The sequence below is a fragment of the Mesorhizobium sp. WSM4821 genome (assembly GCF_055901555.1).
This window is the reverse complement of record NZ_CM148371.1, coordinates 5,747,075-5,760,963: the sequence shown is the minus strand read 5'-3', so window position 1 is coordinate 5,760,963 and position 13,889 is coordinate 5,747,075. Positions and strand designations below refer to the sequence as shown.

The 13,889-nt window shown below is 59.4% G+C and carries 13 protein-coding genes and 3 pseudogenes; 14 read left to right on the top strand and 2 right to left on the bottom strand.

Annotation, left to right across the window (positions count from 1 at the left end):
• Positions 1-4 precede the first annotated feature (4 nt).
• The gene (locus AC0NID_RS28220) at positions 5-1,087 is read right to left on the bottom strand and encodes an amidohydrolase family protein (protein WP_473455872.1); all 1,083 of its coding nucleotides are present in this window, start codon (positions 1,085-1,087) and stop codon (positions 5-7) included.
• A 134-nt stretch (positions 1,088-1,221) separates the two neighbouring features.
• On the opposite strand from AC0NID_RS28220, the gene AC0NID_RS28215 reads away from it, so the two are divergent.
• The 3 genes from AC0NID_RS28215 to AC0NID_RS28205 all read left to right on the top strand — a co-directional run bounded on the left by AC0NID_RS28215 (position 1,222) and on the right by AC0NID_RS28205 (position 4,069).
• On the top strand, positions 1,222-2,079 hold the full coding sequence (locus AC0NID_RS28215) for a LysR family transcriptional regulator (RefSeq protein WP_473455730.1): 858 nt from the start codon (positions 1,222-1,224) through the stop codon (positions 2,077-2,079).
• Positions 2,080-2,333: 254 nt separating this feature from the next.
• Positions 2,334-2,456, top strand: coding sequence for an FAD-binding oxidoreductase (locus AC0NID_RS28210; RefSeq protein ID WP_474033483.1), 123 nt, complete (start codon positions 2,334-2,336; stop codon positions 2,454-2,456).
• Positions 2,457-2,548: 92 nt separating this feature from the next.
• Positions 2,549-4,069, top strand: coding sequence for an FAD-dependent oxidoreductase (locus AC0NID_RS28205; protein ID WP_473455729.1), 1,521 nt, complete (start codon positions 2,549-2,551; stop codon positions 4,067-4,069).
• Between the two features lie 39 nt (positions 4,070-4,108).
• On the opposite strand, the gene AC0NID_RS28200 is transcribed toward AC0NID_RS28205, so the two are convergent.
• Complete coding sequence (locus tag AC0NID_RS28200; protein ID WP_473455727.1) at positions 4,109-4,648, bottom strand: transposase; 540 nt, start codon at positions 4,646-4,648, stop codon at positions 4,109-4,111.
• A gap of 208 nt (positions 4,649-4,856) precedes the next feature.
• On the opposite strand from AC0NID_RS28200, the gene AC0NID_RS28195 reads away from it, so the two are divergent.
• From AC0NID_RS28195 to AC0NID_RS28145, 11 genes and pseudogenes are all read left to right on the top strand, one after another.
• The gene (locus AC0NID_RS28195; protein ID WP_473455726.1) at positions 4,857-5,225 is read left to right on the top strand and encodes a hypothetical protein; all 369 of its coding nucleotides are present in this window, start codon (positions 4,857-4,859) and stop codon (positions 5,223-5,225) included.
• Positions 5,226-5,356: 131 nt separating this feature from the next.
• Positions 5,357-5,800, top strand: a pseudogene (locus AC0NID_RS28190) (ISNCY family transposase); the annotation flags it as partial.
• Positions 5,777-6,100: pseudogene (locus AC0NID_RS28185) on the top strand (hypothetical protein); the annotation flags it as partial. The pseudogenes AC0NID_RS28190 and AC0NID_RS28185, both read left to right, overlap by 24 nt.
• A gap of 104 nt (positions 6,101-6,204) precedes the next feature.
• Positions 6,205-6,536, top strand: a pseudogene (locus AC0NID_RS28180) (AAA family ATPase); the annotation flags it as partial.
• Positions 6,537-6,631: 95 nt separating this feature from the next.
• The gene (locus AC0NID_RS28175; protein WP_473455725.1) at positions 6,632-6,883 is read left to right on the top strand and encodes a type II toxin-antitoxin system Phd/YefM family antitoxin; all 252 of its coding nucleotides are present in this window, start codon (positions 6,632-6,634) and stop codon (positions 6,881-6,883) included.
• Positions 6,884-7,166: 283 nt separating this feature from the next.
• Complete coding sequence (locus AC0NID_RS28170) at positions 7,167-7,328, top strand: hypothetical protein (protein ID WP_473455724.1); 162 nt, start codon at positions 7,167-7,169, stop codon at positions 7,326-7,328.
• A gap of 174 nt (positions 7,329-7,502) precedes the next feature.
• Positions 7,503-8,348 carry a class I SAM-dependent methyltransferase gene (locus tag AC0NID_RS28165; protein WP_473455723.1) on the top strand — a complete coding sequence of 282 codons (846 nt, stop codon included), beginning with the start codon at positions 7,503-7,505 and terminating at the stop codon, positions 8,346-8,348.
• Between the two features lie 901 nt (positions 8,349-9,249).
• The gene (locus tag AC0NID_RS28160) at positions 9,250-10,005 is read left to right on the top strand and encodes a DUF4142 domain-containing protein (protein WP_473455722.1); all 756 of its coding nucleotides are present in this window, start codon (positions 9,250-9,252) and stop codon (positions 10,003-10,005) included.
• A 22-nt stretch (positions 10,006-10,027) separates the two neighbouring features.
• Positions 10,028-10,630, top strand: a complete 603-nt coding sequence (locus AC0NID_RS28155; protein ID WP_473455721.1) for a hypothetical protein — start codon at positions 10,028-10,030, stop codon at positions 10,628-10,630.
• Between the two features lie 504 nt (positions 10,631-11,134).
• Complete coding sequence (locus AC0NID_RS28150; RefSeq protein ID WP_473455720.1) at positions 11,135-11,626, top strand: hypothetical protein; 492 nt, start codon at positions 11,135-11,137, stop codon at positions 11,624-11,626.
• A 435-nt stretch (positions 11,627-12,061) separates the two neighbouring features.
• The gene (locus AC0NID_RS28145) at positions 12,062-13,501 is read left to right on the top strand and encodes an IS1182 family transposase (protein WP_474033349.1); all 1,440 of its coding nucleotides are present in this window, start codon (positions 12,062-12,064) and stop codon (positions 13,499-13,501) included.
• Positions 13,502-13,889: the final 388 nt, after the last annotated feature.

Below are 13,889 nucleotides of genomic sequence, written 5' to 3'. Positions count from 1 at the left end.
TTCCTCAGGCGGCATTCGCCGCTTGCGCGCGGGGGATGCGTTTATAGACCTCAAGTGCATTCAGTCCCATAATCCTGCCTTTCCAGGCGGGAGGGATTTGCAGCGTATTGGCGTCATCATAATCCCAGTGCGGGTAGTCCGAGGCAAACATCAGGGTGTTTTCGCCATCCATCGCTTCGAGAGTGGACCAGAGATGCTGAAGGTTCGCCGGCTGCTCCAGCGGCTGCGTGGAAAAGCGGATGTTGCGTCGGCAATATTCCGAGGGCAGCATCTTCAGCCATGGCGTTTCCTTGCGCAGGGCCTTGTAGTCGGCGTCAAGGCGCCACAATACTGACGGAACCCAAGCCACTCCGCACTCGATGACCACGAAGTAGAGGTCCGGCCATTTTTCGAAGACACCATGCGCAATCATGCTTGCGACATGCGACATCGCAGACATGTGCAGGATCGCATGCGTCTCCCAGAAGAATGTTGTCGGGGCAGGAGCGATGGCAGTTGAATTCACCCCACCATGGCCGCCCAGATGTATGGCGAACGGCAATCCTACTTCCGCGCAGGCTTCATAGATCGGATGATAGTACGGGTCGCCATAGGGTTTGACAGAACCTTGCGAAGCGAGAACTTGAACCATGCGCGGGTGATTGCCCAGGCGGCGTATTTCGGCGGCAGCGAGCTTCGGATCCTGTGGCGCGATGATGATCGAGCCCATGAAGCGGTCGTCTTTTGGCAACCATTGGTCGATCTGATAGTCGTTGTAAGCGCTGACGAGGGCGCTGGCATAATAGGGATTGGCCAGAGTTGAAGCCTCTATCGGCTCATCGCCGGTCAGGATCGCCACATCGACATTGTATTTGTCGAGATGCTTCTCTTTCATGATCAAGTAGTTGTCGGCCTCCGTTTTTGGACGGACGTCCTTGCGCGAGAAGTCCTGCGGATGAAACCAGGGACGATGACCATGCGGGAAGGCCCCGACAGGGCCCGTCTTCTCACCCTCGACGAACATGTCCTTCCACAAGCCCGAGAGGTAAGGCGCCAGCACAGTGGCGCTTGACCAGTAATTATGACAGTCGCAGTCGACTATGAACACGTTGCTCAGCTCCCAAACGCCGTCGTTCCGGTCGAGCCTGACCGATTTCTCCGATACAGCTTCCACCTTGAGAATCGTTTGATCAAGATTATGATCCCAGGGAATATGATCGCCTTTTTCGATTGGAGACATGCGTGCAACTGGAGCACATTGAGACGTTTCTCGACATCATTGAGTCAAGGAACTTCAATCGGACCGCCGAGCGCCTGGGTTTGACTCAGTCGACAATCAGCACCCGCATCAAGAACCTTGAAAGCGCGATAGGCTCCGAGTTGTTCCGGCGAGGCCGCGCCGGTGCCGAGCCGACCGCCGCGGGGCGCCGATTTGAAGCTTACGCCCGATCAATGCTCTCGACCTGGTCGCAAGCTCGCCATGACGTTCGGGCGTTCAACCGCTTCGAGGGCACCTTGCGTATCGCTGCGCAGGTGGGCATGACCCGCTCGGTTCTGCCTGGGTGGGTCGAGACTCTGTGTCAGGCTCTTCCGAAATCCTCGATCCATGTGGAGTCGGACTATTCAAATCAGATGGTCAGCGACCTGAGCATGGGAAATCTGGATATTGCGGTGCTTTATGCTCCCCGCTACCTGCCTGAGATCGCCTACGAGCATCTGATGGTCGAGGAATATGTGATGGTTTCGACGGCTGCCAGAACGCTGTCCGATGTGGATCCTGAAACCTACATTCGCCCGGGTTACACGGTTTTGCTCGAGAAGACGCACGCAAGGCTGCTGTCTGATCTGGCGATCTGTCGCCTTTCGACCGGATCGGAAGCTTTGGCGGAGATCATGCTCCGGCGGGCGGGCGGCACTTGCTATATGCGTATCGACGATGCGCGCAGGTTCACCGCCGAACTTCCGTCCTTCATCGTCGAAGGAGCGCCCACGCTGCACCAGCCGGTACACACGGCGATCCTGGCGCAGCGGAAACATGAACCGATCATCCGCAAGGGCATACGGGCCATCCATGTCGCTGTGATGTCGTTGGAAGTTTAATCGAAATATCCGGTCATAATGCTGAGATAGCCCTACTGTTCAGCGGGGCTGCAACTGGGCATCTTGGCTCGACGTCAAAGCGAGCCGAAATAGCCGAAATAATAATGACACGTTCCCTTCAAAGCCTCCGATTTTCTGGCAACGATCGGTGAGCGGCATTGGGCACAAACGGCGCCCAGCTTGTGCTCTGCCGACGCGTCATCGATGAGACACATGGTGTGAAAACGATCGTTCTCACACCCGCTTCGAATCGGATGTTCTGCTTCAATGCAGGCCAGTATGTCCTCGTGCACCTCACGATAAACGGCACCGCAATCATGCGCTCCTACTCTGTTTCGTCACCACCACGCGGCCGCTCGACCTGCAGATCACCGTAAAACGGTCCGGGCGAAACTGCGGCATCCGAAGAGCTGGAGGAACTTTGAATCCTGGCGTCCGTTTACCGAACATCGCATCTGGAGGCTCCGCCATGAATGTCGGCGATGAAAGGACTATATCCGTCTGGTCGGCGACCGAAGTAGCGCCCGATGCGGTTCCGCTCGGGCAGAATGAACAGGTCGATGCCGTGGTCGTCGGCTCTGGAATTGCGGGACTTTCAGTGGCGTACGAGCTGGCCGCTGCGGGGCAAAAAGTGGCTGTTCTCGATCGCGGACGGATCGGGAGCGGCATGACGGCCCGCACCACCGCGCATTTGTCATCGATATGCGATGACTATTTTTCGGAACTGATCAAATTGCGCGGTGAGGACCTGGCGCGGATTTTCTATCAAAGCCAATCGGCGGCTATCGACCGTATTCAATCGATCCAGGAGGCGGAGGGTATCGCCTGTGATTTTCGGCGCCTCGACGGCTTCCTCTTTCCGGCCTCCGGCAGGCAGGAATCCGATATCAAGCGCGAGCTGGACGCCGCTCTCATAATCGGTGTCGACATCGAGAAGATCAGGGGCGTGCCGTTTGCAGGCTTTTCGGATGCGCAGGCCCTTCGATACGCCAATCAGGCGACCTTCCACCCGCTCAAATATCTCCGCGGGCTGGGCGCCGGCATCCGCGCGCGCGGCGGCGCGCTTTATGCCGACACCATCGTCGAAAAGATCGAAGAGACGGACGGCGGCGTGCGCGTAACTACGGTTTCGGGCTTTACCGTATCCGCCAAGTCGGCCGTGGTTGCCACCAACTCGCCGATCAACGATCGGGTCGCGCTCCATACCAAGCAAGCACCGTACCGTAGCTACGCGATGTCGTTCGAGATCGCGCGCGACACCATACCGGATGCGCTGTATTGGGATACGGAAGACCCCTATCACTACATTCGGCTTCAACCTGGCGAAGGCCGGACCGACTTCCTGATCGTCGGCGGCGAAGACCACAAGACAGGGCAGGCCAATGATGCCGGCGATCGCTTCGCGGCCCTGGCGGCCTGGACTGAAAGGCTGGTGCCCGATATCGGCAGGGAAACCAACCGGTGGTCCGGGCAGGTGATGGAGACCGTCGATTATGCGGGGTTCATCGGCTGTAATCCTGGCGAGCGCCGCGTCTTTGTCGCCACCGGGGATTCCGGCCAGGGCATTACCCATGGCGTCGTGGCCGGGCTGTTGATTTCCGACCTGGTTCTGAAAGGGGAAAACCCCTGGCGCGAACTTTACGAGCCGTCTCGCAAGTCTGTAGGCGCGATCGGCGATTACCTGGCGGAGAATGCGACGGCCATCAGGAGTTTCGCCGAGTATATCGCACCTGGCGAAATCGATTCCCTCGATAGATTGCGACCAGGAGAAGGCGCCGTCGTCCGCCAAGGGCTCACCAAAATCGCCGCGTTTCGCGATGACGACGGGACGCTATACAAGCGCTCGGCCGCATGTACGCATATTGGCTGCCATGTCCACTGGAACTCGCTCGAACGCTGCTGGGATTGCCCCTGCCACGGCTCGCATTTTGCCGTCGATGGCACGGCTTTGAACGGACCGGCCGTGTCACCGTTGGCTGAGGTGGAATAGCCCATGGCAATACAGGTGTGTGGGAGATTCATCGAGAGTTTATGACGGCTGCGGCGCGATGGATGATTGCGTTGAAGCTGATGTCGGTTTGTCGGCGCGCATGGCGATGCGCTTGAACTCCTTGAGCTTGCAGAAGAAGTTCTCGATCAGATGACGCCATCTGTAGATCGCAGCGTCGAGTGGCAGAGGTTTTGGTCCGGCGCCGAGGGTGTCGAAGCGATAACCGGGCAGGAACGAGACGGACCAGATTGCCGAGGTGAGCGCGAGGATCGTAGTGGTCATGGCGCCCTTGCAGCGGCCGATGGCCTGGCTGTGAGTCCCTTTTTCGCCCTGGCCGTGGCGATGGACCTTGAGAATGGTGGCGTCGACCATGGCGTCTTCCATGTCGGGCGCGTCCGAGCAGACCTCGAAAAATTTGCTGAAAACATCGGCTTTGACCCAGTCGCGGTATCGCTTGAAGGCGGTTTTCCAGTTGCCGAAGACGGCGGGTCGGTTCCGCCACGGGGCGCCTGTGCGCATCGCCCATAGGACCGCTTTGAAAAGTTGGTCGGCGATGTCCTTGTCCTTGACCTTCGCCATCCGCGCCGTGTCGCTCAGGAAGCCGCCCCCGAGAGGTTCGCGGTCCGCCCTGAAAGAAATGAAACAATCGGCTCCCCAGGACGACATTCGTCCGAAACACGGGCGCACAATTCTCCGCACCATCGTAATCAGGACGACGGAACCGGACAATTGCCGTGGAATTGCGGGACCCTCGCACCGTCGGCCGGCAGTCAAAAGGAGATATGACATGTCTGGAGAATTTAGCCTCACCGCATCCCGCAGCAGACGGTTCGCGCTCGCTTCGCTAGCCGCCGTCTGCCTCGCGGGCCTCACGATCCCCGCCGATGCCCGCGCGCCCAACGGCGCGACGCCGGGAAAGAGTTGCAAGGCCAGTTACATCGGTTCGCACACCCAGAAGGCGACCAAGATCGAAAGGGCCAAGCAGAAGGCACGCGGCAACTGGGAATTCCAGGCCTGGAGGAATTTTGGCGGCAAATACAACGATTGGGGAAAGGCGCAATACGCCCAGTACGGCTGCTCGAAGAAGGGAAAATACCACTATTGCGTCGCCGAAGCCTATGCCTGCTCCCAGGTCGAGGAAGTCGGGGCTAGCTAGTTTCCGTCCAAACGGCAAGCTGTTGATTTTATTTGTAAATTCCAGCTTTGCGCGGGCAAAGCCCGGCGGTTCCAGGTAAACTTTGGTCTCATGCCACTGATGCCAAAGGCCTGCTACCGCCGGAGCCGACAATGCGCCAAGAACGCACCGCCCAAGCAGTATTCGATCTTTTCGCCACCAACGAGATCGGCCATGAGTTGAAGGCGATGTCGCAGTGGCTGGATGAACATCGCCAGTGCTTGGTCTGGTGGTGCGAGATCTGGGGCGACCGTGGCGTCAAGGCAAACCGGACGGCAAGGACTGCCGGCTGAAGCGGTATTGCGCTGCGCGCTCCTCAAACAATACCGCCAACTGAGAGCAGCTGTCCTTCCATCTGGAGGACTCCGCATCGTTTCGGGCGATTGCGCGGCTGCCCTGGTCATGGAGCCCGCAGAAGTCGGTGCTGCAAAAGACGATCAGCGCGATCCGACCCGAGACCTGGGAAGAGATCAATCGGGGCACTGCTGTCGAGCGCCCAGCAGACGCAGTTTGAAGATGGGAGTGTCGTGCGGCTGGACAGCACTGTCACCGCAGCACCCCGCACATCCGCCCGCGTCGACCGACTTCGTCGCGGCACCACACTCGAAATGGTACGGCTCGTTTGTCCGGACTCCCGCAGGTCACCCTCATCTCGGAAGGCTTCGGCATTCCCGTTCTCGATAGCGAGGGCATCCGCGACCTGCATGAGCGGTTGATCATCGAGACCAGTGAGCCCCTGCGCGAGGGTCTGAGCGACAGGGCGATGCAAATCCACCTGCAGCGCATCGTCGGTTCCTTATGTCGGCTCCGCCCACGGCGCGGGCCAGGTCTACTCAAAGGCCGTGACCGAGGCGCGACGCCACGTCCAAGCTTGCCAGCAAGTATTCCGCTCAAACATTGGGGCGAAGTCGAAGACATCGCCGATCTAGCAGTCTTTTTGGCTTCTGACCGTTCCAGCTAGGCGGCGCGCGAGGCGTGGGAACGCGAAGGTGTTCGCGTCCTTGGCGGGGCGCTCGCCGGCAAGGCGGCCGAAGGCCTGGAGAAGGAAGCGGCAATCGCGGCGCGCACATTGGCGTCATGGGAGCTTCGCTGGGGGAGGGGACTGACCTTCTCGACGCGACCACCGTTTTTTCGTTATGGACGAGCCCGCGGCATGGTTGCGTCGAGACCGATGGCGCGTTCGTCGATTCAGTCGCCCGCACCGGCGCCGAACTCGTCCTGGTTGGCGATGCGAGCAACTTCAGCCGGTCGAAATCGGGCGCCGCCTTCCGAGCCATCCATGACCGTGTCGGCTAAGTCGTGCTTGGTCGGTCGCATTGGGCTTCGGCAATTCTTGTCAATGCGCGCCCATAGGGGAATATGACAACTTTAGTCACAGGGCCATCAAGATGAAAGAGCTTCAGCTCAAAGATGTGAAGGCAACGTTCTCGCATGTGGTCGACGAAGCGGTTGCAGGCGCACCGACGGTTGTCACCCGTCACGGCAAAAGAGAGGCTGTCGTAATCAGCTACGCGGACTACGAGCGCCTTTCCCGTGTGCCATCGCTAGGTTGGTTGCTTACAAACTCGCCGTTGGAGGAAGGTGACCTGCCAGCGCGAAGCCGAAAGCCCGCACGGGCTCTGCGTGATCCGGCGTTCTGACGTTGTACCTTCTAGATACGAATGTCGTCAGCCTGCTTGCCCCGTCGAAACGTAGGACACCCTCCGACGAAAGACTAGTTGCCTGGATAATCGAGCGATCTTCCGACCTTTGGCTGTCCGTAATCACCTCGGCTGAGATCGATGACGGTATTGCGAACGCCAAGCGAACCGGTGCCAGTAAAAAGCGGCAGCACTCGCTGAATGGTGGGGAGAACTTCGTCACTACTACGGTAGCCGCATTCTGCCTCTTGATCTCGAGACGGCAATGATAACCGGGTAACTCATGGCAGTCGCCCGCGGCGCTGGCATCTCGCCCGGCTTCGAGGATGTCGCGATTGCTGCCACAGCTAAGCAACACGATCTGATCGTGCTCACTGACAATGAGAAGGATTTCAGACCGCTCGGAGTTCGGTATCAGAATCCGATCATCGAGCATCCAGTCTAGCTTGCCCGACCTAGACGTCGTTTCGATCGCCTCGGGGATATCGGCAGCGCCCAGGGCACGGCTATAAGAACGCGCTGATCGCTTCCTATTTTGCTCGGCGCCATTTTTGCTGTTGTGATGGCCTAATCTGATTGCGAAGATTGGCGTGGCCCCGGGTCATGGAGGCAAAGTTTCATGAGCGATGCAACTTCACAGACCGTCTATTTTTATGATCGTCATCCCATCTCATGCGAAATCATCCTTACGAAACTACGCGCAAGCCGTGGCCATCTCGACGGTTTGCGCCCTGAAGAGCTGTTTCCCCACGACCAAGATCATTATGGCGGCCTCGCCGCTACAGATGAGTTGGCGCAAGGAGCGAAGATTAGCAATGGATCGCGCGTGGCCGATTTCTGTGCGGGACTTGGTGGCACGGTGCGCTACCTGGCTCACAAATATAGAGCCGACGTCATCGGTATCGAATTGACGCCAGCGCGCGTCTCGGGTGCACAGGAGTTAACCAGACGAGTTGGCCTTCACGGTACTGCGCGGATTGTCGAGGGCAACGTGATGGACGTTCCGCTTCCTGACGCGAGCATCGACGCTGTCGTCAGCCAAGAAGCATTTTGCCACATTCCTGATGTGAAGAGAGCGGTTGCCGAAGCTTATCGTATTCTGAGGACAGATGGCCGATTGGCATTCACAGATTGGATAGCTAATCAGCCGCTTACCGCTGCCGATGCGCAATTGATGTGGGAAGGAATGGCTATTCAGCCTCTTCGGTCGATCCCCGAATATCGCAGTCTGGTCGAAAGCGTTGGCCTTAGAGTGGTCTCGACAAAAGATTTGACGGAAGAATGGGGACCAATTCTGAAGGAACGGCTGGCAATGTATCAACTGCTGCGTGAAGAAGCCCGGCAGGCTGGCACCCCAATGGGGCACGATGCATTCCACAAATCCTACATCCGATTTGTTGACCTCATTCAAGAGCGCAAGATGGGCGGCGTCAGGATAGTGGCTACGAAGTTGCCGCGTGATTGAGGAGCGCCGCGCACTTTTCTCTGTGCCAGCGGATTTCCGTCCGTCCGGGCCCGACAGTACACCGTACCTCGCCGCGGCGGCCTGCTCGCATTCCAGAAGGCGGTTTTCGGGATGATTTGGTGAGCAGCCGACAGTCGCTCCCGGGAGGGCGGCCGGCGCCATTTGGGGGGCGTTGGGATAGACTTGCCGGTTAGGCGCCGGCAGGCGGGATGAAATCGCTTGCTAGTAGCGCCAACCTTGCTTGAATTCGTCGAGAACCATCGATCGACGTTGTCCCGCGCCGAAGTACTGCTTCGGAATTAAAAGTGGCTAGCGACTTCTCCTCAGCCAAGAAAGGAATCAACAAACGCTGGATTCTCTGGCTGATGGGAAGCCCGCGCTCTTCAGCCCATTTTGTGCAAAGTAGCGAACACACTGTCTGCTCCATCCCTGGTCACGACAGATGGTGCCATGTGATCACAGGATCGGCTTGGCGGTGCCGATTTGCAATGGCGTCGGCCGTGATGAAGCCGCCTATTGGGCACGGCGAGGTGCGCCGAGGACGGCTCGGTGTCGCCATTCAGCGCCTGAGGCCCGATCTCGCGCCGCCAAGTGCGGGGTCTACGTCCCAAGCGCGTGACAGCAGGAGCCTGCGGGACGCTCCGAATAGGCAAGCTGTCGGGCGAAGTCGCCTGGATGAGGCGGGCTGAGCTCGGAAGAAAAGTAGACAAGCTGCGTCCTGATGTGCTGCTGGCGCTCGAAAGGCGGGGTTGGCTCGATTTTTAGCTCCCCGGCACGCGAAACAACTTGCCTCCGGGCCATATTGTTCTCGCCCTGGAACAAAGAGGGTCCTGCCTTGTTGGGTCGGTATCAAAGTCGTGCACCAGCCACAGTCGTGCACCACCAAAACAAGGATAAAGCCATGAAAGTTCGACACCTTCTTGGCGGTTTAGTCGCCGCCGCCGCTATCGCCTTCGCCGTACCCTCATTGGCCGCCGACAGCGCACAGGATTTCGTCGACAAAGCTGCTGTCGGTGGAAAGTTCGAAGTCGAATCGAGCCAGAGTGTTCTGAGCAAGCTTGACGACGAGCAGGTCAAGCAATTCGCGCAGAAGATGATCGACGATCATGGTGCGGCTAACGCCAAGCTGGAGAGCATCGCTGGCGACCAGAAGCTCAAGGTTCCCACGCAACTGGACGCCAAGCACAAGACGGATCTGGAACAGCTTCAGTCCGCCAAGGCGCCGGTTGATGAGCCCTATGTCGAGATGCAACGCGCAGCACATGCCGACGCCGTCAAACTGTTCGAAAGCTATGCAAGCGACGGAGATAATGCGGCCCTCAAGACGTTCGCGAAAGACACAGCGGCGACGCTTAAGGCGCATCAGCAAATGGTAGAAGACATTGCATCTAGAATGGTTGCCGGGCCTTCCAGCACGAGTTCGACCACACCTGCGGCGAATACAACCGATACCCCGGCCGCCGGGGCGCTGGTTCCCGGTGCCAACAGCTTCACGGAAGATCAGGCCAGGAGCCGCATCCAGGATGCCGGCTATTCTGATGTATCTGATCTCAAAAAGGACGACCAAGGCATCTGGCGCGGTCAGGCCATGAAGAACGGAAAGAGCACCGCGGTAGGGCTGGATTATCAAGGCAACATCGTTGCCAGCACCAACTGAACAGACACTCGGGAGTTGAACCATGAAAACGGTAACGGGTTTATTCGACGATTACGATGACGCAGCCGACGCCGTGGGTGAATTGGAAGCAATGGGCATTCCAAACTCCGACATCAGCATCGTCGCCAACAATGCAACGGATTGGTACGAGGATGATGGCTCGGAAGCCGCAGAAGATGCAGCTGCTGGCGCGGGAATTGGCGCAGTCATCGGCGGCGCAGGAGGATTGCTCACAGGGTTAGGCCTCATGGCCATTCCGGGCGTCGGCCCAGTCGTTGCCGCCGGATGGCTGGCGGCTACCGCAGCCGGGGCAGCTGCCGGCGCTGCTGTAGGGGGAGCAACGGGCGGGATTATCGGCGCAATGACAGATGCTGGGGTACCTGAAGCGGATGCCCATGTTTATGCAGAAGGCGTCCGTCGTGGCGGCACTCTTGTAACAGCCAAGGTCGAGGATCAGCTTGTTCCAGATGCCGAACGGATCCTTGAACAGTCCAGGTCGATCAATCTCGCCGAACGCCGCAGTCAATACGAGGCTGGCGGCTGGACCGGCTTTGATCCCTATGCGGAGCCATACCCAGCCGAAGACATTGAGCGCAATCGCATCCGCAATGTAAATCGACCTTAGTCGAGGAGCCAAGCTTCCGAGGCCGTAGCAGTTCCGCGAGAACTATTACGGCCTCTATTTCGGCTGCGGTTGCCTGCCTTCGCCAATTCCTTTGGGTTTTGGGGTTCAATTGGCGCGCGCGGTCGGTGGCTCCTCCGCGCTCGTTGCCCGCGTGTCGATCGAAGCGTCGGGGTCGTGCCCGATAGGCTCTTTCGCCCCGCTCCTCTCTTGATTGCCCGTCGTCCGCGCTGGTCGTGCCACAAGTGCCGGGAACCCCGATGACACGGTATCACGCCTAGCTTCCTGCCGGCATGCCTTGCGCGCGGCGGCCCCGTCGAGAATGTCCGCCAAGCGCTCTGCATCCAATGCTCCTGGGCGCCTTGGCGCATTCGCAGGCCATTTCAAACAGCACGTCGGCGCCGGCTGCGCCATCCTGCCACGACAGCGCCTGGCGAAGACGCGGCAGGCGCTCGGGAACAATCGCGCCAGACTGCCGTTTGGCAACATCAATTGCGGGAGAAGGTGTTGCAGCGGATCGTATCGGGAGCTTTGGCGGGACTTGCGGCCACGCTAGCGATGACCATCGCCATGAGGCGTTTTTACGCGTTGCTGGAGAACCGCGAGCGCTATCCTTTGCCACCCCGTGAAATCGTCGAGCGGATCTCAATTGCCGGTGACGAGCAGGACGCACGAACGAAAACGCTGCTCGCCCATTTCGGCTTTGGAGCCCTGACCGGCTCTATTTTTGCGCTTTTGCCAGTGCCCCGTGGCAGCGGCATTCTTTACGGCCTCGGAGTCTGGGCGCTCAGCTACCTGGGATGGATTCCCGCTGCCCATATTCTTGCACCCGCCTGGCGGCATCCCGTCCACCGAAATCTTCTGATGCTGGCTGTCCATGTCGTCTGGGGCGCGACGCTTTCAAGATCTCTGAGCGAGCTGGAAGCCGCAAGGACCGAAGTGTTTGGTCGGCCCGGACCAAGGCCGGTGATATCGGAAAATCATGAGCAGGCGGGCTGATGCCTCCAATGCCGATTTCCTATGGGCTTGACTGCGAACAGGAGGTCTCGTTCCTGGCGGACCAAGCCAGGGGTCGACGGCACGATTGTCGGTGCGGGAAGCGTAGGGCTGCGACAGCCTGCCTTTGCGGGCCTCGGGGCTTTAGGTATCTCGAAGCGCGGAAGTCAACGGCCATGCCACCGGCCGATCCACGGCCAAGATCATGTCTCAGCATGGCCTGATCTGCACTTCCCTTACCCCGTGAGTTTGGCAAGGGAATGTGCAAAGCTCTGCGCCGAGGTCAATGAAAAGGCGAAAAACGATATCGCAGACTTTGCTCCTTTCTCACCCACGCAGACCGTTGCATCCTGTTCGTGCGAGGTCCACATCGGGTCCAGGCTGTGTGGAAACGCGTTGATTTGGTAAAGTGATTCCCGATCAGCGAGGGGAGTCGGGATGAAGGGGTTTGTCGAGGGCGAGGATCGCCGGCAAGCGACACTGCTTCCCGAGTGCCTGGACGATTACGTGACGCACGACAATCCGGTCCGCGTCGTCGAAGTCTTCATCGACGAACTCGACCTCGGCGCTGTGGGCTTTGCCGGGGTCGTGCCGGAAGCGACCGGGCGGCCTGCCTATCATCCCGCGACGCTGCTGAAGATCTATCTCTACGGCTATCTCAACCGCATCCAGTCGAGCCGCCGGCTCGAGCGGGAGACCCAGCGCAACATCGAACTGATGTGGCTGACCGGCCGATTGATGCCGGACTTCAAGACGATCGCCGACTTCCGCCGCGACAATGGGCCGGCGATCCGCGCGGCCTGCGCCCAGTTCGTCGTGCTGTGTCGCCAGCTCAGTCTGTTCACCCGGGCTGTCGTGGCCATCGACGGCAGCAAGTTCAAAGCCGTCAACACCCGCGACAAGAACTTCACGGTGGCCAAGGTCGCCAAGCGCATCGAGCAGGTCGAGGCCAGCATCGCGCGCTATCTGGCGGCGCTCGACCGTGCGGACCGGCAGGACGATGATGTCGCCGAGGCCAAGACGGTGCGCCTCAAGGAGAAGATCGAGGGCCTGCGGCGGCAGATGCAGTCCCTCAAGGAGATGGGCAAGCAGGTCGAGGCCGCGCCTGATAAACAGGTCTCCCTGACCGATCCCGACGCCCGGTCGATGGCGACCAGCGGCAAGGGCACCGGCATCGTCGGTTACAATGTCCAGATGGCCGTCGATGCCGAGCACCATCTGATCGTCGCGCACGAGGTCACCAATATTGGCAGCGACCGGGCGCAGCTGACCTCGATGGGGCAACGGGCGCGGGACGCTACCGGATGCGAAGAGATCACGGTGCTGGCCGACCGTGGCTATTACAACGGCGACGAGGTGCTGGCCTGCGAGGGCAGCGGAGTGTTGCCCTGCATTCCCAAAACACAGAAATCAGGAAACGCCAAGCGCGGCCTCTTCACCGTTGCCGACTTCATCTATGACGCCGGGAAGGACCGCTACACATGCCCGGCCGGCAAGCACCTGACCAAGGGAAAGGTACGCTCGGACCGCCGGGACAATATCGATCACTATCGCAATCTCACGGCCTGTTCGTCCTGCGCGCTCAAACCCAGATGCACGCCCGACAAGCACAAGCGCCTGAAGCGCTGGGAACACGAAGGCGTCCTCGACAAGATGCAGGACAGGCTCGATCGCATGCCGGACGCCATGACCATCCGCCGGCAGACCGTCGAGCACCCGTTCGGAACGCTCAAGGCGTGGATGGGCAGTACCCATTTCCTGACCAGGACCCTCGAAAAGGTCAAAACCGAGATGAGCTTGCAGGTGCTCGCCTACAACATGAAGCGCATGATCAACATCTTCGGGGTCAAGCCGCTGATGACGGCAATCGCCGACTGATCCACGCCCCGCCTGCTAGCGGCCTCATCGCTGCCACGCTCAAAACAGCGGCCGTCGTACGCAATCGCGTTTTCACACGACCTCGGTCGGAGGCTGCCTTCAATCGCGCCTTCAAAAAGTTCGTCGGCATTCCACCCGGTACCTGGCGCAAGGGACGTTCGGCGTTGCTGGTGGCCCAAAAGTTGCCCGCTATCGTCGTCCAATAGCAAAAAATGGCACAGGCGTTCAGGCTTACTGGCTTTCGCTTGGGCCGGCATCCCAAATCACACAAGCGGTCGTTTGTTCTGTTTCTCGTGAGCGGACCTCGCGCTACGGCGAGGGTCTTTGTGCGAAATCGAGGGTGGAAAGATCGCTGTGGTGCGGAACCCTGACAAGCTGAACCATCTGC

What these genes read in the sequence shown, in the direction of transcription:
- AC0NID_RS28145 (WP_474033349.1), top strand. Translation starts at nt 12,062, where the DNA reads ATGAAGGGGTTTGTCGAGGGCGAGGATCGCCGGCAAGCGACACTGCTT.
- AC0NID_RS28170 (WP_473455724.1), top strand. Translation starts at nt 7,167, where the DNA reads ATGGCAGTCGCCCGCGGCGCTGGCATCTCGCCCGGCTTCGAGGATGTC.
- AC0NID_RS28160 (WP_473455722.1), top strand. Translation starts at nt 9,250, where the DNA reads ATGAAAGTTCGACACCTTCTTGGCGGTTTAGTCGCCGCCGCCGCTATC.
- AC0NID_RS28205 (WP_473455729.1), top strand. Translation starts at nt 2,549, where the DNA reads ATGAATGTCGGCGATGAAAGGACTATATCCGTCTGGTCGGCGACCGAA.
- AC0NID_RS28195 (WP_473455726.1), top strand. Translation starts at nt 4,857, where the DNA reads ATGTCTGGAGAATTTAGCCTCACCGCATCCCGCAGCAGACGGTTCGCG.
- AC0NID_RS28210 (WP_474033483.1), top strand. Translation starts at nt 2,334, where the DNA reads ATGTTCTGCTTCAATGCAGGCCAGTATGTCCTCGTGCACCTCACGATA.
- AC0NID_RS28200 (WP_473455727.1), bottom strand. Translation starts at nt 4,648, where the DNA reads ATGGCGAAGGTCAAGGACAAGGACATCGCCGACCAACTTTTCAAAGCG.
- AC0NID_RS28155 (WP_473455721.1), top strand. Translation starts at nt 10,028, where the DNA reads ATGAAAACGGTAACGGGTTTATTCGACGATTACGATGACGCAGCCGAC.
- AC0NID_RS28165 (WP_473455723.1), top strand. Translation starts at nt 7,503, where the DNA reads ATGAGCGATGCAACTTCACAGACCGTCTATTTTTATGATCGTCATCCC.
- AC0NID_RS28175 (WP_473455725.1), top strand. Translation starts at nt 6,632, where the DNA reads ATGAAAGAGCTTCAGCTCAAAGATGTGAAGGCAACGTTCTCGCATGTG.